At 64.3% G+C, this 25,950-nt stretch carries 21 protein-coding genes; 6 read left to right on the top strand and 15 right to left on the bottom strand.

Translation table 11 applies throughout. The features are described 5' to 3' along the window. Positions 1–13: 13 nt before the first annotated feature. The 6 genes from gyrA to LQ953_RS09735 form a co-directional block, all read right to left on the bottom strand. The gene (gene gyrA / locus LQ953_RS09760; protein WP_269141420.1) at positions 14–2,758 is read right to left on the bottom strand and encodes a DNA gyrase subunit A; all 2,745 of its coding nucleotides are present in this window, start codon (positions 2,756–2,758) and stop codon (positions 14–16) included. 223 nt (positions 2,759–2,981) lie between these two features. Next, on the bottom strand, positions 2,982–3,365 hold the full coding sequence (locus LQ953_RS09755) for an ABC transporter permease (protein WP_231030551.1): 384 nt from the start codon (positions 3,363–3,365) through the stop codon (positions 2,982–2,984). Positions 3,366–3,375: 10 nt separating this feature from the next. Then, positions 3,376–5,844, bottom strand: a complete 2,469-nt coding sequence (locus LQ953_RS09750) for an ABC transporter permease (RefSeq protein ID WP_231030550.1) — start codon at positions 5,842–5,844, stop codon at positions 3,376–3,378. 25 nt (positions 5,845–5,869) lie between these two features. Next, positions 5,870–6,550: an ABC transporter ATP-binding protein gene (locus LQ953_RS09745; RefSeq protein WP_231030549.1), complete on the bottom strand. Its 681-nt coding sequence runs from the start codon at positions 6,548–6,550 to the stop codon at positions 5,870–5,872. Positions 6,551–6,578: 28 nt separating this feature from the next. Beyond that, entirely contained in the window at positions 6,579–7,874 is a 1,296-nt protein-coding gene (locus LQ953_RS09740; RefSeq protein ID WP_231030548.1) for an efflux RND transporter periplasmic adaptor subunit, read from the bottom strand. A gap of 17 nt (positions 7,875–7,891) precedes the next feature. Further along, entirely contained in the window at positions 7,892–8,215 is a 324-nt protein-coding gene (locus tag LQ953_RS09735) for a hypothetical protein (RefSeq protein WP_231030547.1), read from the bottom strand. Positions 8,216–8,307: 92 nt separating this feature from the next. On the opposite strand from LQ953_RS09735, the gene LQ953_RS09730 reads away from it, so the two are divergent. The 4 genes from LQ953_RS09730 (at position 8,308) to LQ953_RS09715 (ending at position 12,124) form a co-directional block, all read left to right on the top strand. After that, the gene (locus LQ953_RS09730) at positions 8,308–9,693 is read left to right on the top strand and encodes a sigma-54-dependent transcriptional regulator (RefSeq protein WP_443026570.1); all 1,386 of its coding nucleotides are present in this window, start codon (positions 8,308–8,310) and stop codon (positions 9,691–9,693) included. Continuing rightward, on the top strand, positions 9,683–11,002 hold the full coding sequence (locus LQ953_RS09725; protein ID WP_231030545.1) for a sensor histidine kinase: 1,320 nt from the start codon (positions 9,683–9,685) through the stop codon (positions 11,000–11,002). Before LQ953_RS09730 ends, LQ953_RS09725 begins: the two co-directional genes overlap by 11 nt. A 279-nt stretch (positions 11,003–11,281) precedes the next feature. Continuing rightward, a complete protein-coding gene (locus tag LQ953_RS09720; protein WP_231030544.1) occupies positions 11,282–11,422 on the top strand; it encodes a hypothetical protein in 141 nt (46 codons plus the stop codon). A gap of 315 nt (positions 11,423–11,737) precedes the next feature. Then, positions 11,738–12,124 carry a DUF6265 family protein gene (locus LQ953_RS09715; protein WP_269141418.1) on the top strand — a complete coding sequence of 129 codons (387 nt, stop codon included), beginning with the start codon at positions 11,738–11,740 and terminating at the stop codon, positions 12,122–12,124. A gap of 213 nt (positions 12,125–12,337) precedes the next feature. On the opposite strand, the gene LQ953_RS09710 is transcribed toward LQ953_RS09715, so the two are convergent. Beyond that, on the bottom strand, positions 12,338–12,541 hold the full coding sequence (locus LQ953_RS09710; RefSeq protein WP_231030542.1) for a hypothetical protein: 204 nt from the start codon (positions 12,539–12,541) through the stop codon (positions 12,338–12,340). Between the two features lie 639 nt (positions 12,542–13,180). Between LQ953_RS09710 and LQ953_RS09705 the strand changes: the two genes are divergently transcribed. Then, on the top strand, positions 13,181–13,759 hold the full coding sequence (locus LQ953_RS09705) for a class I SAM-dependent methyltransferase (protein WP_231030541.1): 579 nt from the start codon (positions 13,181–13,183) through the stop codon (positions 13,757–13,759). A 313-nt stretch (positions 13,760–14,072) separates the two neighbouring features. On the opposite strand, the gene LQ953_RS09700 is transcribed toward LQ953_RS09705, so the two are convergent. The 4 genes from LQ953_RS09700 to LQ953_RS09685 all read right to left on the bottom strand — a co-directional run bounded on the left by LQ953_RS09700 (position 14,073) and on the right by LQ953_RS09685 (position 17,048). Beyond that, on the bottom strand, positions 14,073–14,393 hold the full coding sequence (locus tag LQ953_RS09700; RefSeq protein ID WP_231030540.1) for a hypothetical protein: 321 nt from the start codon (positions 14,391–14,393) through the stop codon (positions 14,073–14,075). Positions 14,394–14,833: 440 nt separating this feature from the next. Beyond that, complete coding sequence (locus tag LQ953_RS09695) at positions 14,834–15,154, bottom strand: hypothetical protein (protein ID WP_231030539.1); 321 nt, start codon at positions 15,152–15,154, stop codon at positions 14,834–14,836. After that, complete coding sequence (locus tag LQ953_RS09690; protein WP_231030538.1) at positions 15,100–16,692, bottom strand: PepSY-associated TM helix domain-containing protein; 1,593 nt, start codon at positions 16,690–16,692, stop codon at positions 15,100–15,102. The genes LQ953_RS09695 and LQ953_RS09690 overlap by 55 nt, the downstream gene beginning before the upstream one ends. Next, positions 16,689–17,048 carry a hypothetical protein gene (locus LQ953_RS09685; protein ID WP_231030537.1) on the bottom strand — a complete coding sequence of 120 codons (360 nt, stop codon included), beginning with the start codon at positions 17,046–17,048 and terminating at the stop codon, positions 16,689–16,691. The genes LQ953_RS09690 and LQ953_RS09685 overlap by 4 nt, the downstream gene beginning before the upstream one ends. 77 nt (positions 17,049–17,125) lie before the next feature. Here LQ953_RS09685 and LQ953_RS09680 point away from each other — a divergent pair, with 77 nt between their 5' ends. Next, positions 17,126–19,225: a TonB-dependent siderophore receptor gene (locus tag LQ953_RS09680; RefSeq protein ID WP_231030536.1), complete on the top strand. Its 2,100-nt coding sequence runs from the start codon at positions 17,126–17,128 to the stop codon at positions 19,223–19,225. 241 nt (positions 19,226–19,466) lie between these two features. On the opposite strand, the gene LQ953_RS09675 is transcribed toward LQ953_RS09680, so the two are convergent. From LQ953_RS09675 to LQ953_RS09660, 4 genes are all read right to left on the bottom strand, one after another. Further along, the gene (locus tag LQ953_RS09675; protein ID WP_231030535.1) at positions 19,467–21,152 is read right to left on the bottom strand and encodes a GH35 family beta-galactosidase; all 1,686 of its coding nucleotides are present in this window, start codon (positions 21,150–21,152) and stop codon (positions 19,467–19,469) included. A gap of 232 nt (positions 21,153–21,384) precedes the next feature. Next, a complete protein-coding gene (locus LQ953_RS09670) occupies positions 21,385–23,022 on the bottom strand; it encodes an alkaline phosphatase D family protein (RefSeq protein WP_231030534.1) in 1,638 nt (545 codons plus the stop codon). Between the two features lie 11 nt (positions 23,023–23,033). Further along, the gene (locus LQ953_RS09665; RefSeq protein WP_231030533.1) at positions 23,034–25,409 is read right to left on the bottom strand and encodes a TonB-dependent receptor; all 2,376 of its coding nucleotides are present in this window, start codon (positions 25,407–25,409) and stop codon (positions 23,034–23,036) included. A gap of 234 nt (positions 25,410–25,643) precedes the next feature. Beyond that, positions 25,644–25,916 (bottom strand): hypothetical protein, encoded by a 273-nt coding sequence (locus LQ953_RS09660; RefSeq protein WP_231030532.1) that lies wholly within the window; start codon positions 25,914–25,916, stop codon positions 25,644–25,646. Between the last annotated feature and the right edge of the window lie 34 nt (positions 25,917–25,950).

Raw genomic sequence — 25,950 nt, 5'->3', positions numbered from 1 at the left:
GTCCTCCTGATGCTCACTGGCCGTCCGCCGGACCCTGCGCCGCGTCGTCGGCCGTGTCGGCGTCGGGCGTGGGCTCGGAAGCGGCCGGGCCATCGGCCAGGTTCACTTCGGCTTCTTCCTCGGTTTCCTCGATGCGGGCGGCTGAGACGACATGCTCGTCCTTGGCGACGCGGAAGAGGATCACGCCCTGGGTGTTGCGGCCGGTGACGCGGACCGAGCCGACGGTGGTGCGGATCAGCTTGGCCTGGTCAGTGACCAGCATCAGCTGTTCGCCATTATGCGCCGGGAAGCTGGCCACCACCGGGCCATTACGATCCGAGCTGACGATGTTGGTGATGCCCTGGCCACCGCGGTTCGTGCGGCGATATTCATAGGCCGAGGTGCGCTTGCCATAGCCATTGGCGGTGACGGTGAGGACGAATTCCTCCGCCGCTTCGAACTCGGCCATGCGCTCTGGGCTGAGCGTCATTTCACGCTCGCCTTCCTTCCACGGCGCGGCCTTGAGGTAATCCTCGCGCTCCTGAGGGGTGGCAGCGAAGCCGCGCAGGACCGACAGCGAAATCACTTCGTCACCTTCGGCCAGGCGCGCGCCGCGGACACCGGTGGAATCGCGGCTCTGGAACTCACGCACATCAGTGGCGGCAAAGCGGATCGCCTTGCCCTGCTTGGTCGCGAGCAGGACGTCATTGTCCTCGGTGAGCAGCGACACGCCGATCAGGCGGTCGTCCGACCCTTCTTCGAACTTCATCGCGATCTTGCCCGAGCTGCGGATATTCGCGAACGAATCCATCGAGTTGCGGCGGACATTGCCCTTGGCGGTGGCGAACATGACGTGGAGATCGCCCCAGGTCGCTTCGTCTTCCGGCAGCGGCAGCACCGTCGAGATGACTTCGCCATTGGCGAGCGGGAGCAGGTTGACCATCGGCCGGCCGCGAGTGGCGGGGCCACCCTCGGGCAGGCGCCAGACCTTCATGCGGTACACCTTGCCGTGATTCGAGAAGAACAGCACCGGCGTGTGCGTCGACGTGACGAACAGGTTGGTGACGGCGTCGGCGTCCTTGGTCGCCATGCCGGCGCGGCCCTTGCCGCCCTTGGCCTGCGCGCGGAAGGTGTCGAGCGGGGTGCGCTTGATATAGCCTTCCATGGTCACGGTGACGACCATGTCCTCGCGCTCGATAAGATCTTCGTCCTCGATCCCGTCGGCGGCGGCGGCGATCTCGGTGCGGCGCGGGGTCGCATAGGCGTCGCGGACCGCGGTGAGTTCCTCGATGATGACTTCGTAGAGCTTGGCGCGGTTGCTGAGAATTTCGAGCAGTTCGGCGATCGAGTCGGCCAGCTTCTTGAGCTCTTCGCCAATCTCGTCGCGACCGAGCGCCGTCAGGCGGTGCAGGCGGAGGTCGAGAATCGCGCGAACCTGCGCTTCGGACAGGCGATAGCTGTCGCCGGTGACCTCTGTATCGACCGCCTCGACCAGGCGAATGTACGGCGCGATCTCGGCGATCGGCCATTCGCGGGTAAGCAGCCGGTCGCGGGCGACCGCGGGGCTTGGCGACGAGCGGATGATCTTCACCACCTCGTCGAGATTGGTGACGGCGATCACCAGGCCGAGCAAGATGTGCGCGCGCTCGCGAGCCTTGGCCAGTTCGAACTTCGAGCGGCGGGTGATGACCTCCTCGCGGAACTTGACGAAGGCCTCGATGATGTCGCGCAGGTTGAGCAGTTCGGGGCGGCCGCCGCGGATCGCGAGCATGTTGGCCGGGAAGCTCGATTGCGCGGGCGTGTTGCGCCACAGCTGGTTGAGCACGACCTCCGGGGTGGCGTCGCGCTTCAGGTCGATGACGATGCGCACGCCTTCGCGTGAGGATTCGTCGCGGATGTCGCTGACGCCCTCGATCCGCTTTTCCTTGGCGGCCTCGGCGATCTTTTCGACCAGCGCGTTCTTGCCCTGCTGGTACGGGATTTCGGTGAGCACGATCGAACGGCGCTCGCCGCGCTGTTCGGTGATGTGGCGGCTGCGCACGATGATCGAGCCGCGGCCGGTCTGATAGGCCGAGCGGCAGCCGGCCCGGCCGAGGATGATTGCGCCGGTGGGGAAGTCGGGGCCGGGAACGATCTCGATCAGTTCCTCGGTCGTGATCGCGCCATTGGCGATGTACGCCAGGCAGGCGTCGATGACTTCGCCCAGATTGTGCGGCGGGATGTTGGTCGCCATGCCGACTGCGATGCCGCCAGCGCCGTTGACCAGCAGATTGGGATAGCGCGCGGGCAGGACCGTCGGCTCGCTTTCCGAGCCGTCATAATTGTCCTGGAAGTCGACGGTATCCTTGTCGATGTCGTCGAGCAGCGCCGAGGCGACGCGGGCGAGCCGCGCTTCGGTATAGCGCATGGCCGCGGGGGGATCGGGATCCATCGACCCGAAGTTACCCTGACCGTCGATGAGCGGGACCCGCATCGCCCAATCCTGAGCCATGCGCGCCATGGCGTCGTAGATCGAACTGTCGCCGTGCGGGTGGTACTTGCCCATCACGTCGCCGACGAGACGCGCCGACTTGCGATAGGCGCGGCCGGCAACATAGCCGCCTTCCTGCGCGGCGTAGAGGATACGGCGGTGAACCGGCTTCAGGCCGTCACGAACGTCGGGAAGCGCGCGCGCCACGATGACGCTCATCGCGTAATCGAGGTACGAGGTCTTCATCTCGTCTACGATCGAAATGGGCGTGATGTCGGAAGGGTCGGCGAGCACAGTCGCGTCGGTCAAAGGATGGTGCTTTCGGGTTTTTGTTACGTCTGAGTTGCTCTAGCCGCCGCAATACCTCCTGCCAACCCTGCGCGCCTGCGCGTACCCGTGCGCGCATCGGCCTGCGCGTGCCCGCGTCGGCGCGTGTTCCGTGCTGAAAAACGACTTTGCCGTGCGCTGCGAAATGACGACGGTATGAACGTCGGGAAGCGCTGTCACTGCGTTGCCGTGCACGAACGGCAGGTCAGAGACCTTGAAGAAGTCGGCCGACGCCTGTGATCGTCAGCCGCCGGAGCTGGCCCTTGTCCATGATGATTGGCTGACTGTTGGCGAGGTAGGTGTGCGCCGCGATCTGGGGGAAATCCTTGGCCAGCGCCTGCCCGGCGGCATAGGGCGACAGCTGGATGTTGGTGACTGTCCCGGTCTCGGTATCGGTCTGCGCCGTCTGGAGCTGGTAGATGCGGTCATGGTCCGGCATGAATCGATCGAACGACACCTGCTCGCGCACATAGAGCAGGATCAGCAGGCACGCGGCGAGCCCGATGGCGAGGCCTAGGATGTTGATCAACGCATAAGTGCGGTTCCTCGCCAGCGCACGGATGCCGACCGTCAGGTAATTGCGCCACATATCGGAGTTCCTATTCGTAGCGGAGCGCGTGGATGGGATTGGTGCGGGCGACGCGGAAGGACTGGCCGGCAACAGTCGCCAGCGCGACCGACAGCGCCAGCAGTCCGGCCAGGAGGAAGGGCGCGGGACTCAGGCCGATCCGCAGGTCGAAGCCGTTGAGCCAGGCGCGCATCGCCCACCAGGCGACAGGCCAGGCGATGACGTTCGCCAGCACCACCGGCTTGGAGAATTGCCAGGCGAGCAGTCGGACGATGTGGTGGACCTTGGCGCCGAGCACCTTGCGGACGCCGATCTCCCTGGTCCGCCGCTCGGTCGCGAACGACGCCAGACCGTACAGGCCGAGACAGGCGATCACGACCGCCAGCGCCGCGAACCCGGCGAACAGCACGCCGCGCGCCCGCTCGGCAGCATAGGTTTCGCGGACGATGTCCTCCGCAAAGCGTGCCTCGAACGGCAACTCGGGTTCGAACTGGCGCCAGACCTTGGCAAGTGCTGCCATGACCTCGCCCGGGCGAGCTGCGACGTAGCGGACCACCACCTGGTTGGTCTGTTCGGGCGCATAGACATAGACGATCGGATCGACGGCATCGCGGGCGGTGCCGAAGCGCGTATCATCGACCACGCCGACGATGGTCGAGGGCACGACGTCCAGCCCGGTGGCCGCGACCTGGATCACCTGGCCGACTGCCGCCCGGGGTGCCTTGAACCCCAAGCGGGCGGCCGCGGCACGATTGACGACCACGTTCAGGCCTCGGGCGGCGAGTTGCTTCGGATCCTCCGTCGATATCCGATCCTCCGCGAAGCGGTCACCCAGCAGCCGACCCGCCGCCACGCCGATGCCCATGGTTCGGATGAACTCGGCGTCCACGCTGTACAGCGTCATCGACAGATACTCGCTCGCGCCGGGCGCGCGCACCAGCCGGATTATCTTTTCGGGCGAGGCGAGCGCTGATCGGGTGCGGCCAACACCGGTCACTCCGGGAACCGCGAGCATGGCGGTACGCGCCGCGGCATATTCGCCGCCTTGGGTGAAGCGCCAGGCGTTGGCGATCTGCACCAGCCCGTCGCGGCGGTAGCCGGCATCGACGGTTTCGACGAAGCGGGTCTGGGCATAGATGATGGTGGTGCTCGCGATCAGCCCGATAGCGATGGCGAACTGAAGCACGATCAGGGTCGTGCGGACGCCCCCGCTGCCCGGCGTTTCGGCCAAGGCCCAACTGCCGCGCAGCACCTGCCCGGGCTTGAAACGGCTGAGGTAGAGGGCGGGATAGAGGCCGCCGACGATCGTGGTGATGGCGAACAGCGCGGCGGCGGGCAACAGCATGCCGCCCTCGCCCAGATAGGCGAAATGGAGGGCGACGCCGAGCAATCGTCCAATCCACGGCGTCGCCAGTTCGACCACCGACAGCGCTACCAGCATCGCCGCCAGCGACATCAGCGCGCTTTCGGTCAAGAACTGGACGACCAGCTGGCCGCGCGACGCGCCGAGCACCTTGCGCAGCGCCACTTCGCGCGCCCGCTGTACGGCTCGGGCCGAGGACAGGTTGACGAAGTTCATCACCGCCATGCCGAGCGTCAGCAGCGCGACGATCGCGAAGGTGGCGAGCGCGCGTCGGTCGCCGCCGGGTATCCACCCGCCCTCGCGCACCGGCCCCAGGTGAACGTCGCGGATCGGCGCCAGGCGGAAGTCGAACAGGTCCGACATCGCCGCCAGCTTGCCATCGATCATCTGGGGCGGGATCACGCGCGCTTCCCATCGCGGCAGGGCGGCATTCAAGCCAGCGGCATCGGCACCGGGGCGCAGCTTCACCCAGTGCTGCTGGTTCAAATTCCCCCAGCCGCGCTGATCGGAAGGAAAGGCGGCCTCGCTGAGGTCGCGGCGGAAGATGAGGCTAAGCCGGAGGTTGGTGTTGGGCGGCAGATCGCGCAGCACGCCGCTGACGCGATAATCGCGCTTGCCGGCGCCGGCCCCGAGGCTGATCAGCTTGCCCAGCGCATCGGCGGCGCCGAACTGGCGGATCGCCTCGCTTTCGGTCAGCACGACCGAATTAAGGTCGGGCAGCGCTCGGGACGGAGATCCTTGTGCGAACGGCAGCGCGAAAACCTGGAAGAAGCTCTCGTCGACGGTAGCGAGTTCCAGGAACAGCGGCTTGCCGTCGCGCTCAGTCACCGTCTTGCCGAGCGCGACCGACGTGACGGCCTCGACCTGGGGGAAGTCGGCCGGCAGCCGCTCATGGATGGGAAAAGGGCTCGTCTGCGTGAGGACCGGAGGCTGTCCGGGGGGATGGATCGTGGACTGGACCTGATAGACGTTGCCGCTGTCGGGCAACCAGGCATCATAGGTCTGCTCGAACCGCACATAGCCAAGGATCAGGAGGCATCCCGCGAGCCCGAGCGCCAGCCCGCCGATGCCGATCGCGGCATAGGCCGGACTCCGCGCCAGCTGGCGGAGTGCGATCACGAGATAGTTGCGCCACATCTTTTGCCCCCCCCTCAAACCAGCTTCACGCCGCGCGCCGCCGCTCCTGCAGGATGCGCCCATCGAGCATGCTGACGATGCGCCCTGCATAATCCGCGTGTGCGGGCGAGTGCGTGACCATGACGATGGTCGAGCCCTCCTGGTTCAGCGTCTGGAGCATGAGCATCACCTCCTCGCCATGCTGGGTGTCGAGGTTGCCGGTGGGTTCGTCGGCCAGGATCAGCTTCGGACTGGCGACCAGCGCGCGCGCCACGGCGACACGCTGCTGCTGTCCGCCCGACAACTGGCTGGGCCGGTGCTTGGCGCGGTGGGCGATGCCGACCCGGTCCATCACCGCGTCTACGCGGGCGCGGCGCTCGGCAGCTGGAACCTTGTGATAGAGCAGCGCGAGTTCGACATTGTCGCGGACGCTGAGTTCGTCGACCAGGTTGAAGCTCTGGAAGATGAAGCCGATGCTCTCCTTGCGGACATCGGCCAGCTTGCCCTCCGACAGCCCCGCCACTTCCTTGCCGTTGAAGTCGTAGGAGCCGCTCGACGGGCTATCGAGCATGCCGATCATGTTGAGCAGCGTCGACTTGCCGCACCCCGACGGCCCCATGATCGCTACGAACTCGCCGTCGGCGATGTCGAGGTCGATCGCATCCAGCGCAGTCGTCTGGACGGTGTCGGTGCGGTACACCTTGGAGAGTTCGCGCATCTTCAGCATCGGCGTTCCTTTTCTAGTTGGCCTTCCATCATTTGGTCAGGTCCAGGCGCGTCTTGTCGGCGTAGCCGGTATAGGGTGAGGTCAGCACCTTCTCCCCGTGATCGAGCCCTTCAAGGACTTCGATGAAGTCGGCGTTGCGGCGGCCGAGGCGCACCGGGCGCTTCACCGCCGAGCGGCCATCGGGCGCCACCACGAAGATCCAGCTGCCGCCGGTCTCGTTGTAGAAGGCGCCGTTCGGCACGAGCAGCGCAGGTGCGGGATCGCCGAGCGTGAGGCGGGCCTGCATCGTCTGGCCGCGCTGGAGCTGTTTGGGCTCGGCGCCAAGGAATTGCAGGTCGATCTGGAACTGGCCGTTCTGGACCTGGGGATAGATCTTGGTGATGCGGGCCTGGAAGCGGGTGCCGGCCCAGTCGATCGCGGCCGCCTGGCCAAGCTGGACGCGGCCGAGATAATATTCGTCGATGCCGGCGATAAGCTTGTTGCGGCCCGGGCTGTCGATCTGCCCCACCCGCTCCCCGCGCTGGAGCGACTGGCCGACCTGGACCGAGAAGCCCGAGAGCTGACCCGCGACCGGCGCGCGCAGTTGGAGTGCGTCGAGATTGGCGCGGGCGATGGCGAGGCCAGATTGCATCGATTGGGCCGCCGCCTGCTGCTGCGAGAGCTGGCTGGTCTGGAGGCGGGCGTCGGTCGACTGGCTGCGCTTGAGCGCGGCGAGGCGGCGCTGCTGGTAGCGATAGTCGGCGGCGGTGTCGTCGAACTGCTTGGCGGTGACGAAGCCGCGCGCGGCTAGCGGGCGCTCGCGGTCATATTGGCGGCGGGCCTTGTCGAGCGCGAGATCGGCCTCGAGTACGGCGCGTTCGTTGGTCAGGCGAGTCTGGGCGAGCGCCAGTTCCTGACTGCGCATATTGTTGATCTGCTGTTCGACCTCGGTCTGGCGGGCGAGCGTCGACAGCTGGAGCTCGGCGTTGGAGAGCAGCGCGATCGGCTGGTCCTTGGCAACCGTGGCGCCATCCTCGACCAGCATCTTTTCGACGCGCCCCCCCTCGACCGCGTCGATATACACGGTCAGCAGCGGGGTTACGCGAGCGCGCAAGGGGATGAAGTCGTCGAATGTGCCGCGTGTGACGGTGGAGATGGTGACGTGGTCGGCCCCGACCGTCTGGCTGTCGTTCGCGGGCGCGAACCACCAGAACAGCGCCGCAGCAAGCAACAGCGTAACACCGGCGATCGCCCCTCTGAGCCAGAGCGGCCAGCGAGTGGAAGCCACTGTCGCATCCATGCCGCTGCCGGTGACCGGTCGATCCCCGGTGCTCGTCTGATCCATGCGAACCACGCTCATGTTCATAGCTTCAGCAAACCGCGTGCCAGCCTGGCCGCCGAGACGCCGGCACTTTTCGAGGCGGCACAACTGTCCGAATCCGGGCAGCGCTGTTCGGAACCGAACACGATGCGGACCGAGGCGAAGCCGATGCGGAACATGGCGTGACCTTCGCGTCCGCCCTGCACGTCAATAGCCAGCACGAGTGGCGCGGAGGGTGCGAACGCCACCGCGGCGGCGAGCGCCAGCGGGACCAGCAACAGCCTTGCTTTGGAACTGGAAGACCAACCGTACATGCAAACAACCTCCTTGCCGGTCATCAGCACATGTCGTGCCAAGTCGAGCACGTGCGGCCCCACGCGCGCTTCCGATTGGCACGCAATTTGATTGGCCCCTCGCGGCGCTCGCAGTACGAGATGCGTCGGGAGCGGGGTGGATGATGGCGGACGGGCCGGAATACGGGTTCTGCGTGGTGATCGACGACGACGAGGACATCCTCGTCGCCGCGCAACTACTGCTGCGGCGGCTGTTCGCGGATGTGGCCACCGCGCGCAGCCCGGACGAGGCGCTACCGCTGATCCGGGCGCGGACCCCCGACGTGGTGCTGCTGGACGCCAATTTCGCACGGGGAGCGACCGATGCGGCGGAAGGGCTCGCCTGGCTCGACAAGCTGCTGGCCATCGATCCGGAGATGGTGGTGGTGATGATCACCGCGCATGCCGGTATCCAAGTGGCAGTGGCGGCGATGAAGCGCGGCGCGACCGATTTCGTCTCTAAGCCCTGGTCGAACGAGAAGCTGCTGGCGACGGTGCGCACCGCGGCGGCGCTACGCCGATCAAGGGTGGCGGCGGGACGCGGGGGCGCGACGCCACCGATCGCCGGGGCGGCGGGATCGACGCTGCTTGGGCGGTCTCCGGCAATGGCGAGGGTGCATTCGCTGATCGCGCGCGCGGGCCCTACCGACGCCAACGTGCTGGTGCTGGGGGAGAACGGGACCGGCAAGGAACTGGTTGCACGCGAGCTTCACCGCCAATCGCTGCGCGCGGACAAGGTGATGCTGACGGTCGACCTGGGCGCGGTATCGGAGGAACTGATCGACTCCGAACTGTTCGGGCATGTGAAGGGTGCCTTCACGGACGCGCGTGCCGACCGCGTCGGCCGCATTCAGGCGGCCGATGGCGGCACGCTGTTCCTGGATGAGATCGGCAACCTGCCGCTGCGGCTCCAGCCCAAGCTGCTGACCGCGCTGGAGCAGCGCCAGGTCACGCCGGTGGGCGCGAACAAGCCGGTGCCCGTCGACATCCGTGTGATCGCCGCCACCAACCTTCCTCCGGAAAAGCTGCGCGACGAGGCGCATTTCAGACAGGACCTGCTGTTCCGGCTCAACACGGTCGAGATCGACCTGCCGCCGCTGCGCGACCGGCCCGAGGACGTGCCCGAGCTGATCGGCCACTATCTTGGTCACTATGCCAAGCGATACGGGCGGGCGCTGCCACGGCTTGGTCCGGCGGCGGAACGGGCGCTGCTGGCGCATGACTGGCCCGGCAACGTTCGCGCGCTGCGCCATGCACTGGAGCGCGCGGTTATCCTGGCGCGCGAGGACCAGGCGCTGGAGCCCGAGGATTTCGCACTGGCATCGGCGGCTCCGCGCATCGCTCCCGTGGCCGCGCCTCCGCCGCTGGACGATCTCAACCTGGACCGGGTCGAGCGGCGGCTCGTCGAGGAAGCGCTACGCAAGCATGGCTACAACATCTCGCTGGCCGCGGGCGAACTCGGGCTTTCGCGGGCCGCGCTCTATCGGCGAATGGAGAAGCATGGGCTTTGACCGGCGCTTCACTGCAGGACTGATCGGCTGGATCGTCCTGCTGGGGCTGACGGTGCTCGCGCTGGTCGCCGCGCTGCTGACGCCGGGCCTAGGTGCGGCCCGGATCGTCGCGCTGGGGCTGACCGCAGGCGCCTTTGCCGGGCTGTGGCGGCACGTGACCCGCACGAACCGGGCCGTGGCGCTTTTCGTCGAGGCGCTGCGGTTCGGCGACACGTCGCTGCGGTTCGATGCAGCGGCCGGCGCGGGGTTCGGCCAACTTTCCAGCGCGCTCAATGGGGCAATGGCGCGGTTCCGGGCCGAGCAGGACCGCCTGACCGGCGAGTTACGCTACCTAGAAGCTTTGATTGACGACATGCCTGTGGCCGTGCTCACGATTGATCCGGAGGGGCATGTCAGCTTGGCCAACAAGGCCGCGCGGCGGCTGTTCGCGGCGGCCGGTACCACTGCCGAAGGCTTCGCCGATTATGGCGCGACCTTTGTCAAACGGTTGGCGGCAGAGGCCGGGCGGGACGAGTTGCTGATCACCGTCATCGACGGCCGTCCGCAGCGGGTGCTCGTCCGCTCGACGTCGCTCGATCGGTTGGGGCACCGCACTCGCGTGGTCACGGTGCAACCGCTCGGCGGGACGCTCGACACCGCGGAGGTGGCCGCGCAGACAGATCTGGTTCGTGTCCTGACTCACGAGATTCTCAATTCGCTCACCCCGGTGACCTCGCTGGCCGCTACCGCCGACGAACTGCTGGCGGGTGCCAGCCTGAACGATCCACGCATCAGCGATGCCCGGCTGGCTGTCGCGACGCTGGCGCGCCGGGCGGCCGGGTTGGGCAAGTTCATCGAAGCGTACCGCGCCGTCGCCCGCACGCCCGAGATCAAGCGCATCGCCTTTGCGGCGCATCCCTGGGTTGAGGAACTCGCCCGGTTGTTCGCAGCGCAATCGCCCGGCGTGCCGCTGCTGGTGGAGGTGGAGCCCGAGACGGTGGTGCTCGACGCGGACCCTGACCTGATGGCGCAGGTGCTGATTAACCTGTTGCGCAACGGCGCGCAGGCGGTGCGGGATGGCGACCGGACACCGCGCCTGGTGCTGCGCATCCTCGACGACCAGCACGGCACCGCAATCGAAGTTGAGGACAACGGCCCGGGGATCCCTGAGGGCCTGCGGCAGGACGTGTTTCTTCCGTTCTTCACGACGCGCGGGTCGGGAACCGGAGTCGGTCTGAACCTTGCCCGGCAGATCGTCGTCGCGCACGGCGGAACGATCGATGTACGCGATGCGCCGGGCGGCGGTGCTCTGTTCCGGATTCTGCTCTAGCCCGCCTCCGGCCAGTAGGAACGAGCGCGACTAACTACCTGATGCTTCGCTCGCTACCGAGCGAAAGCTTAAGCGAGGCTGTTGCTGCAGTTGGCCTTGCCGGCCGCAAAATCCGCTGCTGGTGGAAAGCGGAATGGCGGCTTTCGATCTAGCGGGAGGGGGCGGCAGACGTTGCTACTCAGCGATGCTGTGCGGAATGCAACGCACCAGCGAAGGGATCATGGCACTATTACCAACGCGGACTGAAGCTCGCTGATCTGAAACGTCGGCAAACATGTCGTGACTTACGTCGTAATCGAAGGAGACCTCGCGATTTACGACGGCTATGGCAAATTACCCCGCCTCCACATGATCGCTGCGGCGATCTTCTGGATCGTCTTGATCACCTTCTTGCCCAAAGCCCGGCAGAGGGCCGAATGATTGCGTGCGGCTGCCACCGAGCGTCAGCCGGTATGGCCGATCGGGCAGAAGCTGCCGTTCTGAGGGCGTCGGAGTTGACGACAGGCGACCTAGCTAGATCGGAAAGGCCGAGGCAAATAGTCACATTGACGGGTGAAATAGTTCTGTGGCGCTACTAAGCTGATCTGACACAGTGGGGAGGCGAGCCGTGAAGCGAACCTTGATCGCCATTATCCTCGCGGTGGCCACCCCCGCCACAGCGCAGAACACTCGCTCGCTCGGTGACGGTACCTCGCCGCCAGCGTCGATAGATCAACTAGCCTGGTTAGCAGGGAGTTGGGTCGGCACGGAAATGGGTGCCGACGTGACCGAAACCTACTCTGCGCCACTTGGGGCCGGATCACAGGCCATTTCGTGATGACAGACGGCAAGGATGGCGCCGCGTTCACAGAGATCGTCGATTACGTTCCGCTGCGGAGGTCGCTCGCCTATCGGGTCCGGCACTTCAACCCAGACATGAGTGGCTGGGAGGATAGGACGGGTAAGCCCGTAATCTTCCCGCTCGTGGCGGTAGAAAAAGACCGGTGGTTCTTCGACGGGGTGACGGTCGAACGCACGGGCCCGAATGCGCTCACGATGTGGGTGCGGATTAATGAGAACGGTACTACCAACGAGGTGGCATTCCGGTTAGTTCGGACGCGCTCGCCGGCTCGACAGCCGTAAGAAATCTCGTTTTTGCCGCGATTTAAGGTGCGGCGGCCTAGCCCAGGTCCGCAAACAGGCTTTTGCTGCAGTTGCAGCGCTGGCTGGACGGACGGACGGCGGCTTTGATTTGCGAGCAGGTCAATCGGAGAGGATTGGGGTGGAACGGGACCGTCTGCTCCTGGCGTAGCTTTCCGGTTTGCAGTGCCTCGACGGTGCGAAGCTCCCTTGCCGCTAAGCTCGAACAGTCACCTTGCGAGCTGCCCACACACCGAAAACGATGCCGAAGATCGAAAAAGCTGCCGAGAGCACAGGTGCCCACATCGTGAGCTCATAGCTCGCTTGAGAAGCAGCGAAGATGTTGAAACCGAGCAGGAGACCCGCGCCGACCCATAAGATTACTGCTCGCCGCATCACCATCACATTTGCGTTGCCCATGAGATGTCTCCATCTGGTGCGACGAGTGTCTCATGATTTGTAGACGTCCGCAACGGGTCGTCTGCTTGTACACCCGTAAGCTATCGGGCACAAAGTTGTATAAGCGGCCATGGAGCGGTTAGCTCTATTAGCCATGCGCAACGCGAAACGAAGGCCATGTGGAGTGGCTTCGTCGATGGCGAAGACTTCGCTTGGCGGCTGCATGGCGAGCCGCAGTAGTGTACAACAGACGGATAGCGCCGGCTAATGCTTGCCGTTGACATTATGATGGCAGCGCGAGGCGTCGGTGGAATGGCTGATGCCGCGGCGCGCCAGCAATGGCGTGCCATATCGACAGGGGCCGAAGACTGACGCTCCGCTTCTGAGTCAGGCCGTAGTGGCTGCCACCAAGTATAGCTGGGAGATTCTTTCCCGCGTCAGCGCGCCGGTGGAGTAAGTCTCGATTTAGGTGGGAGGGGCACTGGGAACGTTGGGGAGCGACAGGACAGGAAGCGGCCGCTCTGTTGAGCGTGGAACCACCAAGTCGCAGCACCGCCATCAGCATGTCGGGCGTGCGCTACGCTGTGGACATCGGCGTTCCGGCTAGTCGCTTTTTACTCCAGCTGTTGTAACTGTTGCGCGTTTCCGGAGGTCCGCAGAATGACGCTCGACCAGTCTGAGGGTTATGAGGAGGTCGCGGAGCAGTTTATGGCCGCTCGATCCGACATCGGAGCTACTTTCGTTCGGTCTTGGGCAAGAGCCAATCTGCCGCCATCGAGTTTAGTCGTAGATGTTGGTTGTGGGTCGGGGTTGCCGATCGCGCACGCACTGATCGAGGATGGCTTCTCTGTTTATGGGATCGACGCATCGCCTTCGTTGTTGTCGGCGTTTCGCCGCAGGTTTCCTAACGCGCACAGCGCCTGTGAGGCGGCGCAGGACAGCGTCTACTTTCACCAAGTTTTCGATGCGGCTGTGTCAATCGGTCTGGTGTTCCTGCTCTCCGCGAACGACCAGCGCCAAGTCATTCATCAGGTGGCGAATGCTCTCAGACCGGGAGGGCATTTTTTGTTCACTGCCCCCTGGCAGACTTGTAAATGGCAGGACGTGCTGACCAAGCGGCAATCGCAATCACTCGGCAAGCAGGAGTATCGTCGTCTTCTTGAGGAATCAGGATTGCGCCTGATCGGCTGCCATGAAGAAGAGAATCACTTCTATCATGCAGTCAAGCCGCTCCATTAGGAGTGCTGCGCGACCGGTGCGACCTTCTCAATCGAGAGTCTCTTCAGGCGCCGCAAGAATCGCGCTCAACGAAGATCGTCGGCCGTCAGTTGGGATCAGCCTGCAGTTTCGATGCTCGGCCTCTTCGGGATTACTCCAGCATCGTGCGAGCGGGGAGGGGGGGGCGGAAGCTGATCGGCAGCTACGCGGTCGCAAAGACCCACTTCTAGCCGGCCAGAGATATCAGGTCGTAGCTCAAGTTCGGCCGTACGTTCAGCTTCCGATTCAACGGCGCTGTGTCCACCCGATCTCGTCCCGCATCTGCGTTGGGGGCTCAGTTGCCTTCGGCATCGACCGTGAACACCACTGGCTTGCCGCGCGACATCGGCTCCCAGCCGGCCGATATAGCAGCACGCACGCACCTCCAAATTGTCGCGTCGTCGAGTTGGAGACGACCGTGCGGCAACCCCTTCAATAGCCGCTTGGGCGGCGGAACTTCCAGCAACGCTTCGCGCTTGGCATCCCGCTGGAGAAGGGAAATGCTCATTCCCTTCCAACCCTCGTCATCCGACAGATGCGGTTCCCGCTGGAGGTGCCAGTCATATGTGACGCCGTCGACGTTGACGGTGCCTGCATTGCGTCGGGAATTTGACATATGCATAACTCTAGCATGCCAACACTGCCAAGGCACAGGGGCGGGGTTGCCGGCCGATGCACAGCATGCCTCAGGGCAGCCTAAAGAAGGGGTGAGGCTGTAGCTCAGACTGGCAGACTTTCGGGACAGAGCGCGTCCATGCTGACCCACAGCCGGACATTCGCGATGGCTTCAGCGCTCCCTGATATCGGTCGTCGCTTCAGAAGCCGCTTACCGGCTGGATTGGGCCGCCAGCGGAGCGTCGGCTTGCGACTTGAAAACGTAGATAGCTGCTGTTCGCCTCGAATGACCTACGATGAGTGATGTCCGACCGCGAAGCTGGCGCTCCTTGTGCACGGCGAAGCGGTTCCTGAGAGCGGCCCTTCCGCCGTAATCTGGAGCGCCGACGCGGCTCCAAAGCGCTTAAAGACAGCCTGATTGCTGCCCGATATGAGAGCAGATCAACCCCGACCTCGCGCAGCAAAGCTTGTTGCAGCCAGCCACCCAATCAGCGCGGCGCCGCCCAGCCAGAGCATAAAGGTCGCGCTGTCGCCGAGCAGCAGGCTGACCAAACCCGGCGCACATGCCGCGATCATCAAAGGCCAACGTTGCCGGCTTGTCGAGCCGTCGCCCTCTCCCGATGCGCGCCGCCGCTTCGGATCGCCGGCGCAGAGCAGGAAGATGGGGAATGCCGAAAGAAGGAGCGCGCTCAACGTGAGATAGAAGGTCATGCCGCAACCGCGTCCATAGCCGGTCCGGCTGGGTACGAGCGGCGCGGCCATGCTTTCCGGGACTGAGCTACCAACCACGCACCACCAGTCGCGAAGGCAAGATCAAGCGCTGCAATAACGGGCTGTCCAGCCCCGACCGCTTCGCCCCAGCCAGGGCCATCAGCGACGAACAGCCGCAGCAGCGGAAGCACGAGCATGACAAGGCCGGTCGCCGCCTTGAGCCATGTCGCCAGCATGTCGTTGTTGCGCGCCACTATGCCGATCAGGATTGCCGCGCTCGCGGCGATTAGAAACGCTGCGGTCGTCCAGTAGACCGCCGAACCCAGCCGCGTCGTGACCAGAAACGCGGCGGCGGCGCTGACCAGTCCGAGAGGTAAACCGAGGCCGACGACCGTCAGCGTACGTTCGAGCCAGGTGAGGGAACGCGCTTGACCTTGCCGGCGCACAACCCACAACCGCATGCCCGTATATGTCACGTAGCACATGGCGAAGCCCAGCCCGAACCAGATCGCCTTTGACAGCATGCCCGCGAAATTTCCGAAGTGAAGTGGCCCCATGATTCCAACGAGCGTGCCGCCTGCCGATGGCTGGGCGCCGACCTGGGGCTTGGCTCGCACGAATTGGGCGGTGGCGCCGCTATACAGGAGGGCGACCGGCTCAAGATCGCCGCTCTTCGGGTTGTGGTAGCTTGTCACGGTCGCATCGGCCCGGACGAAGTTCTCGATGGCGACAAAGGTCGGCGTTTCGCCAGTGCGCGCGATCGCATCGGCGGTGATCCGGTCGAGATTGCCCATGTTGCTAGGGCGCGGATCGGGAGTGCCTGGATTTCCGAACACTGCGTGTTGCAGCGCTTCGACATCACCACTGAAGGCAGCCATTGCAACGACGGGAACGCCGATTGTGCCGTAGAAGGAGAAGAAGCTGCCTGTAAACGCCAGTACGAAGGCGAAAGGCAGGCTCCATGTGCCGGCGACGCTGTGTTTGTCGCGATTGACCAACACCGGGCTGCCGCGGCGTCGCAGCGTGAAAATGTCCTTGAACAGGTGGCGGTGGATCAACAGGCCCGAAATCGCCGCAACCAGCATTCCCAAGCCGACGATCCCTGTCAGCAGCAACCCCCAGGGGTTGGGCACGTGGAGCCGGACATGGGTGTCGATCAGGAAGGTGCTCAGCGCGTCGTCGTTGCGCGGACCAAACAGATTGTCGATGTTGCCCGTCGTCCGATTGAGGATGCGGCCGACATTGTCCAGCTGGTAGAAGACTCCAGCTTCGGTAGCTACCCCCGCGGCGTCAACCTCATGTCGATGGAAGAACACGCCGAGGCCGTGATCGCCTGTTTCCCAGAGATTGACCGCTTCGCGGTACTGCGCGGGAGTCTGCGCCGTCAGCCGGCGCAGAGTCTGATCGATCGGCTGTTCGAAGGCCGAGTGACTGGCGACATGGCCTGCCGACCAAGCCCCGATCTCGTGCGCGAAGACCGCGGCGGTTCCAGTCAAGACGACGGCATATAGCAGAAGGCCCAAAAGGATGCCGGACCATCCGTGCACCGCAACCATCGCCTTGGTTTGGGCCTTGTCGAGACGGATCATAGTGCTTTCTCCACGACAGGAGCGCTGCCCATGAAGCGTGCAGCGACCATGCCACCATGGATGAGGAGCAGGGTGCCCGCGATCAGCGCGACTCGCGCCAAGTTGCGATCCAGGCACGCGTGAAAGAACAGTAGCGCCCAGATCAGCGGCGCAAGGACGAGCGGCAAAGCGAGGTTATCGATCCCCGCCGCCCCTCCGGGCAGCCAAAGTGGCGTTCCCGCAAGCAGCACCAGGGTGACGAGAATTGCGCCAGGGCCAGCGAGCAGCACGCGCGTCCACTGGCGCTGAGGCGAGGGTGAGATGGAAGGGAGCGCAGCCATTTCGATGGCAATAAATTTTGCCAGCCGGCGGCGCAAGCAGAAATGCTATTGATAATCTTTCGCAACAAATTAGAGGGCGTCGGCAATCGCAGACGCTATCAAGAGGGCGCATAATGACAAAGTTGATCGCGGCAGTGGGGGTGGCGAGTGTTCTGCTTACGCAGGCCGCACAGGCGCAGGACAGCGCCCCCGTTACATCGGACGACGAGATCGTGATAACGGGCAATGCCGGCACCAAGACCGACACTCCGTTGACCGAAGTGCCCCAGCCGCTGACGATCATCCCGGCCGAAACCTACCTGTCGCAGGGCGCAATCAACATCAGCGACACGGTGAAATACGCAGCTGGCGTGCTCGCCAATCCCTATGGTCGCGATACGCGCGTCGACGGCTTCAACGTGCGGGGCATCAATGCGCTGCAGTTCCGCGACGGCATGCGGGATATCTTCTCCTACTACGCCAGCATCTCGTCGGACCCCTACAACTTCTCGCGTGTCGAGATCGTCCGCGGGCCAGCCTCGGTGTTGTTCGGCCAAGGTTCGATCGGCGGCCTGGTCAACCTGGTGTCCAAGACGCCGGAGTTTCGCACCGGCGGCGAGTTGAACCTCGTTTATGGCAGCTATGACCGCAAGGAGGTGCTGGGCGACGCGAACCTGGCGCTGAGCGACAATCTCGCAGTCCGCACGGTCGCGCGGGTGCGAGACGCCGATACCTACGTGGATCATGTGCCGGATGATCGCGTGATGATCGCGCCCTCGATCCGCTGGCAGCCGACGCCGGACACCGACATCGTCCTCACGGGCCTTTATCAAGAGGATGATACGGGATCGACCTCGCAGTTCCTCCCGATCGTCGGCACCTTTCGTCCCAACCCTGCCAATCCTGCCGGCCGGCTCGACCCCTACACCTTTGTCGGCAAGGCAGGATGGGACCGCTATGCCGGCCGGTCCCTTCAGGGCGGAGGGTCGATCCTTCACCATTTCTCTGACCAGGTCCGCTTGAGTCTGAAGTCGCGCTATATCGACAGCGACCTCGAATATGTCACGCATTATGCCGACAGTTACACCAATCCCACGAACCCGTTCGCAGTATACGGTACCAACGGGCGCACCATCGGTCTGTCTGCCGATGCTAGCGACGCACGAATGAACGTGTTCTCTAGCGACAACAATCTCCAGCTGAAGTTCGGCACGGGTTCGAACATCGAGCACACGCTGCTGGTCGGGCTGGACTATAGCTGGAACAAGGTCGCCAAACGCTACGCGGCCACGACACGGGAGGTCGTCGATCTCTACGACATCGATTATGATGCGCTCGCGACCTACGAGCCGACCGGCCCGTTCACCAGTGAGTCGCAAAAGCAACTCGGCGTCTATGTTCAGGATCAAGTTCGCCTGTTCGATCGCGCCTCGGTGATCGTCGGCGCACGCCGCGATCACGTGACCAATTCCTCAGGCCAGACCGACAACGCCACCACTTTCCGCGTGGGCATCATCGGTGAGATTGGTGCCGGCTTCTCGCCCTTCTTCAGCTATACTGAGAGCTTCCTGCCGATCGCGGGCCGCCTGACCGGTCCCGGAGGCGTGCCCGGCAATTCTTTTACGCCGCAGACCGGCACCCAGTACGAGGCGGGCGTGAAGTGGCAGCCGAGCCCCGCGACGCTCATGACCGTCACCGGCTTCCACATCAAGGAGCACAACCGCGTCCTTTACCTCGCCAACAACGTCACTTCGCAGTCGGGCGAGTTGACTACCAAGGGTGTCGAGTTTGAGGCGAGCCACACCCTGCCGGGCGATTTCGAGCTGCTGCTAAACTATGGTTACAGCGAGCTCGAGTCCGAGGTGAATACGAGCCTCGACTATATGCCGCGCCACACTGCGTCGGTCTGGTCAACCAAGACGGTGCAGACCAGCGGCGACGCGCAGCTGCGCCTTGGAGCGGGCGTCGTGTACAGCGGCAAAAGCAAATCCACCGGTCCTCTCGACCCCTATGCCCTCGACCCGACGGTAACGCCCGGCACGCTCTACACGATAGTCACGCCAGCCCGCACCACTGTGGACGCACTGGCCGAAATCACTTGGAACAAGTGGCGCCTCTCGCTCAACGCTACGAACCTGTTCAACAAGCAGGCCTTCGCTTCATGCCTCGCGCGAGGCGACTGCTTCATTGCAGCACCGCGCAATGTCATGGCCACGTTAGGTTTTCGCTTCTGACGCGTGTGAGGGCGTCTCACGCCTTCGCCATGACCGCGCTCTGCGCCGCTTCGGGCGGCGCCGAGGCGCTCTGCGGCCCTCAGCCCATTCGCGTGGTTTTCAGGAGTAGGAGCGATGACTGCCAGGATCGGGACGCCTCGGGTGAGCCTCTATGCCGAGGTGACTGCCCGCGTGATCGCCGAACTGGAACAGCGCCGCCGGAGAGCCGACGCTTACGACGGCCGGATGGAGCTAACGCTTGTCAGCGATACCGATACAATCGAACCCGATATACTTTCTTATCGGCGGCGTCCGTCGAGAACAGGCGGAGCGACTGCCCTTGGCCCGTCTCATCGCCGTTCAGACGGCGGCCTTTCACCATTCGGCCGTTGCTTAAAAACTGCTCGTCGATACTCTCGATACCGACGATCGGCGCGCCCGGGCGGTCGGTGGTAAACTGGAGTTGCGCATCGCCGCTGCCGACCACGATGTATTCGTCAGCCGCCGTTTGCAGGAACATGGCAGCGATGCGGCTCGTCGGGTCGACATCGCCTTTTGGACCGCTGGCTCGCGTCACATCTACGATGTAGTCGCCTATCCGACCGCGGCCGGCACGCTGGGCGCCGCCTTCCAGGATCACGGTCGCAATCCCTCCCTCAGCCTGCTTCTGGAGGATGACCGGAACGAGCGGCGTGAGCTGACCATAGAGTGCAGCCATTGCCGGATCGCCTTCGCCTGCTGCGCTAAGGCCGATGCTAGCATCACCCTGCAAGGCCACGCCCTGTCCGTCGATTCCGAAAGGAGAAAAGCCGATCGCACGAAGCGCCCCATAGCTGAAGAGCGCATTGGCAGCGCCGGGTGCTCCGCCGCGCGCCTCTGGCACAAACAAAGGATTGTCTCGCCGGGCATATCGTGACGCCCAATTCACGTAATCCTCAAAGTATATGTCGGGCGAGAGGAAGTCGAGCGAAGGGGCGCCTGCCTTGTAGACGTCGACCGCGAATGGCAACGGCCCGCCTGAATTATACTGACCAGGTTCGTAGTTTGGCCGGATCAGTGCTGCGTTAGTGAACATCGGCAGCGGATATTCGGCTTTTCCGGCGGCCGTCACCGTTTCGATGAACGTGGCATACGCCCACGACATGAACAAAGAATCGACCATGCTGGTCTCGCCGAATAATTCTTTCCACGTGCCCTGCGTTCGCCCGCCGCGGGCTTCCCACGCGGTTCGCAATTCGGGATGCAGGGTGGTTCGATGCTCGGCGAGGTAGCGCATCAGGGCTTCGGGGACGGCCGCGCTGAAGGCTGCTTCAGCTGCCGGCGAATGGTCTCGCGATTGGGGAATGACGCCGACTTCGTTTTCGACTTGCGCCATCAGGACAGTATGTTGCTTGCCATCAACGGCACGAATGTGGCCCATGAGCTGGGCGAAGGCGCGCGCATCAGCGTCACGCGCCGCAGCGGAAAACGGCGAGAGACGCTCGGTGCCGCGTCCGTCACTCATCTGGACGCGCGCGAACCGCGCCTGATCGCGCTTCACCCAACCCGGTACATAACTGGAATAGGTGTTCTTCCATGCCCCGAACCATAGAATGACGAGGCGCAGATCGTGCTCGCGCGCTCCCTTCAGCAGGCCATCAACGTTGCTGAAGTCGAAGCGCCCCTCTTCAGGCTCGATCGTTTCCCATGCAACGGGAACCAACACCGTATTCAGGTTCATCGCCTTCAGCTTTGGCCAAATCGGCGCCATGTAGGCCAGATCGCTGCTGCTGGAGTTACGAGTTTCGCCGCCCAGCACCAGGAATGGCTTGCCATCTACGATCAACTGAGTCGCCTCGCCACGACGCTCCAGATGCGGCGTCGGTGCTTGGGCATGGGCGATACCGCCGACGACAGGGACCAGAGCGATCAGCAACAAGACAAGTGCGGGTAGAACGCTGCGCATCATGAACTCTCGCCTGATCACGCAAGCCACCCTGCGGACCTTGATTGTGGCTTGTTGAGTCCTCAAGCGCAATTGTGCCGTTTTTCGGCTCGCGTGCGTAGCACGGCGGGAGGCGGTGCAGCATGAAGTCGCCAGATGCGGGTCCCATCGCGCACCCGCAACAGCGGCGCGATGGGACAATGATTGCTTGCCGTCGAGCACACAACGGCAATTGGTCGTAATCGTGAGCTAGCCGTCAGACCTTTTGAAGCGGCGAGCGGCGCTTCCCAGGCGCGGCGCGGTAGATCGCCACGACCTTGCGCTCGAACGGTCTGGTGAGGATCGTCGACACGGTCACAAACTCCGCGGTCGCGGCGTCAGGCGTCAAGGTGAGTAGCGTATAGCCCTTGTTATCCTGGTCACAAAAAGCGACTTCGGGGCTTCCTTCGGCAAGGACCGTGCCCAAGCCCGGCAGCAACGATCCGTAGGACGGACTGGTGATCGCCGTCGCGCCGAATTCTGAAGCTACCAACGTACCTGCGTCGTCATACAAGTCATTGGCCCAGGCGGCGTGGCTGTCGCCGGCCAGCACGATCGGCTTCGAACCTGCACGGCGGAAGGCGGCGTACAGCCGCTCGCGCGCCGCAGGATAGCCGTCCCAAGCGTCGAAGTTGAACGGCAATCCTGCCGTGAAGCCTGCCGCTGCCTGCTGGAGCCGGTCGCGGTACGCCGGCGGCAGCGTGGCAATACGAGACGTCAGGCGGGAGAGGTCCGGACCGGGGACCCGGGCCATCACCACTTGGTTGCCCAGGACCTGCCACGGCTTATTGGCGCGAACCGAACCGGCAAGCACAGTTTCAAGCCAGCGCTGCTGGTCCTCACCCAGCATCTCGCGATCGGGCCGCGCGCGTTCGGCCATGACCGTGGCGAACTGTTCGGGACCCGGCGTGCCGCCCTTCACCTCGGCCTGTTTCGATCGTGCAAGCAGCCGCGTTTCCACCATCGCCAGCGTTGCAAGGTTGCCGAATTCAAAGCTGCGGTTGATCGCTTCCCACGGACGACCGCGCTTGGGATCGCGGATCGGCATCCATTCGAAATAGGCCTGCATCGCTGCGGCTTTGCGTGCCTTCCAGTCGCCCTCCTTGGCTGGATCATGGTTCTCGGCGCCGCCGATCCATCCGTCATTCGCGACTTCGTGATCGTCCCACACGCAGATGAACGCGGCGCGGGCATGCGCAGCCTGCATGTCGGCATCACCCTTCACCTGGGCGTGGCGCCGGCGATAATCGGCAAGAGTGACGATCTCGTGCGGCGGATCGGGCAAGCGACCGAGCTTGCGGCCGACATCCGCGCCATACCCCTCGGCACCATATTCATAGATATAGTCGCCCAGGTGAAGCACCGCGTCGAGCCGTGGCAGCGCCGCCATGTCGGCATAGGCGTTGAACAACCCGCCCGGGTAAAGCTGGCATGAGGCCACTGCGAGCACCAGGCTGTCGACCGCACCGCTTGGCAGGGTGCGGAAGCGGCCGGTCGGCGAACGCTGGCCGCTCGCGGTGGCGAACCAGTACCAATAGTCACGACCGGGCTTCAGCCGCGTGACCTCCACCTTGACTGTGTGGTCCGCCGCAGCCCGCGCGGTCGCCTTGCCGCTGGTGATCGGCTTGCCGTCGGGGGACGTGGCGACATGCCAGGTCACCGGCAGATCGCCGGCGCCAGCTTCGGTGGTGATCCGGGTCCAGATCACTGCGCCGTCGCCCGCCGGATCGCCGCTGGCGATGCCATGGGCGAACCGCCCTTCTGCCGTCTGCCCGGTCGCCCGCGCCGCGCCCGGGATACCCATCGCCGCGCCACTGCCAAACAGCGCAAGCGCGCCGCGTCTATTGATGGTCATGTCGGGCGTCCTTAGAAACGTGCGGTGAGCTGCGCGCCATAGAAGCGCGGTTCGGCCGGGATGAAGGTGGGGGTGCGGAAGCTTCCGCCAGTATTGCCGGCGTCGAGCAGATAGCGCTCGTTGGTGGCGTTGCGGATGTAGCCGGACACTTCGAAGCGTTCGTCCATGAAGCTCACACCCGCGCGCGCGTTCACCAGCGTGACCGGCCCCTGCGAGAGGGCGATGTTGTTGGGCACTTCGAAGAAGATGCGGCTGCGATGCGTGACCGACGGCGTGGCGAAGAAGCGCATGCCATTGCCAAGCGGCGCATTGACGGTGAAACCGGCTGCTGCCTGCCATTCGGGCTGGAGGCGGAAGCGCGCGCCCGAGAAGGTAGAGGCGAAGCGGTCATTCTCGTCGATGCCGCCGTTGATGTAGCCGACATTGCCGAAAAGGTTGAGCCAAGACGCGGCGCGGACGTTCAGTTCGGCCTCGACGCCCAGATTGCTGGCGGTACCGGCGCTCTGCGTCAGCGAGGTGCCGTTGGGCTGGAGCACGCTCACCTGGAAGCCGTCATATTTCTGGTAGAAGACGCCAAGCGAACCCGAGACCGGCCCGACCCGTCCCTTGAGCCCGGCTTCGTAGTTCCAGACATTCTCTTCCGGTACGAGCTGGAGGTTGGATGCGGGGGCACCGGTAGCCAGCCGCCGCGCATTGAGCTGCACGACGGGCGAACGGCGTCCCTTCGAAATGGTCCCGAACACGTTCACATCGTCCGTGAGGCGGTACAGGACGTTTAAGCGTGGCAGCACCGCCGAATAGGATTGCCGCGCGGTGAAGGTCTGGCCGCGCGTATCGATCTGACCTGGCAGCAGCGACGGACCAATGCCCACTGCAAGCAGCGCTGCACGCTCGGCCGCGGGAAGCAGGGTAGGAAGCAGCGGCACGGGGACATCGGCGCGATAGCCCGACTCTCGCTGCTCGATCAGCACGCGGACGCCGGCGGTCAGTTCTAACGCCGGGGTGGGAATCCAGGTGGCATCCCCAAACATCGAATAGCTGTCGTTACGGCCCTGGTTCTCATAGACCGAACGGTACGGAACCTGCGTCAGCCTCCCGCCGGTTGCGCCAGCGGTCGCGCTCGCCGCGGTTACCACGCCAGCCGGGCTGATACACGGCAGGCTTGGGAGAGCAGGGCGGCCCTGCAGCGCGGTCAGGCACTGGATGAAGGTGCCTTCCTCGGTGGAGAAGGGTACGTTCTGTGAATTGTCTTCGACGAACACGTTCCAGCCGAACGACGCGCGCCACTGCGGATCGCTGTACGAGAAGCGGCCTTCATGGCTCGCCTGCCAGCCCTTCGCGATCTCGCCGAACTCGAGGAACCAGGCGGCCGAGCCGTCGGCATCGAACATTTCCTGGCTATCGAACTTGCGATAGCCGTTAACGGTGGTGAAAGTAACGCCGGACCCGAAATCGTAGCTCGCGGTCAGGTTGACGTCATACACTTCGCGGTTGAGACCCAGCTGGTCGGCGCCGAGCGCCTGCTCCGACAGCGGCGACCCGTCCAGATGCGCGCGGCCGAACGGATCGCCGGGGCCATCCTCGGTCGGCAACACGCGCGAGATGAACGGCGTGCCGCCGTTGCGCTGCTGGTCATAGGTACCGATCAGGTCCGCCGTTAGCGCATCGCTAGGGGTGAAGCGCAGTGAGGCGCGCACGCCGAGCTGGTCCTGCGAATACAGATCCTTTTCCTGCCGCGGCGACAGGTTCTCGACATAACCGTCGCGCTTCTTCCATTCGAACGCCACGCGCCCGGCGACCGTATCCGACCCGGCGTTGAGGAAGCCCGAGAGCAGCGTGGAATCGAAATTCCCATAGCCGGCGGTGAGCGCGCCGGAATAGCCTTCGCGCGGGCGCGCCGAGGTCAGGCTGATCGCACCCACGGCCGAGGCGGTGCCGAACAGCGTCGCCTGTGGTCCCTTGATTACTTCGACGCGCTCCAGGTCGTAGATCGCCTGGTACGATCCGCGCGAGCGCGAGATGTCGACGCCGTTATAATAGAGCGTGACGCGCGGGCCCTGCTGCGAGGATCCGGAATCTGACGTGATGCCGCGGATCACGACGCCGGGATTGTTGGCGCTCTGCTCCTGGATGTTGAGTCCCGGAATGTAGTTCGACAGTTCGTCCAGGTCGCTCACGCCGATCTCTGCCATGCGCTCGCCCGTGAGCGCCGAAATCGTGATCGGCACATCGACGGCGCGCTGCTCGATCTTCTGTGCGGTGACGATGATGTCGCCGCCATCTTGCTCAGAGACGGCGGGGTCCCCGATCGTGCTCTGCGCCATAGCGGGCGCGGCAAAAAAGGAAGTGGTGGCGAGCAGCGCCGCGAGCGAAATACGGTGTTTCATTTTGTCCCCCGAGTTGTTCTGGGGGGCTGCTGGACACCAAATATTAAGGGGGCACGGCAGAGCTATTACACTTGTGCGAAAAGGCCGCTTCTGGTGCTTTTCGGGCCGATCTGCGGCTGCCGGAGGTAAAGACGAACGACCGGCTTTGGGCGCTTAGCGGTCAAGGGGAGCCAAGATGGATGAGCGTCCGCTTCTGGGAAGCGGGAAGGGGAGCTGAAAGTCCATTTGTGGGTCTTAGACAGGTGTACGGGTGGGGCGGCTCCGCTCGTCGCGGGGCTCTCCGGACCGACCAGCAAAAAGACGGAACAGCCCGTACACGATTGCCCCCGCACCGGCGGTCAGGATCAGCGCGGGCCTGACACCAGTCCGTGCTGCAACCCGTTTGAGCGCGACTTCCACACTGCCTAGCGTATTCACACCTGCGGGCACGACCTTGGTGTCCAGGAACAGCTTGGGGGCCGACGGGCCCGAGGGTTTCTTCAGTAGGTAATCCCGGTCGACGAGCACGTTGGCCTCCATGGCGGGTCAGGACATTCCACAC

The sequence above is a fragment of the Sphingomonas sp. IC-56 genome, from assembly GCF_021043375.1.
Taxonomy (GTDB): domain Bacteria; phylum Pseudomonadota; class Alphaproteobacteria; order Sphingomonadales; family Sphingomonadaceae; genus Sphingomonas.
The sequence above is the reverse complement of the archived record's forward strand: the minus strand, read 5'-3'. Positions and strand labels throughout refer to the sequence as shown.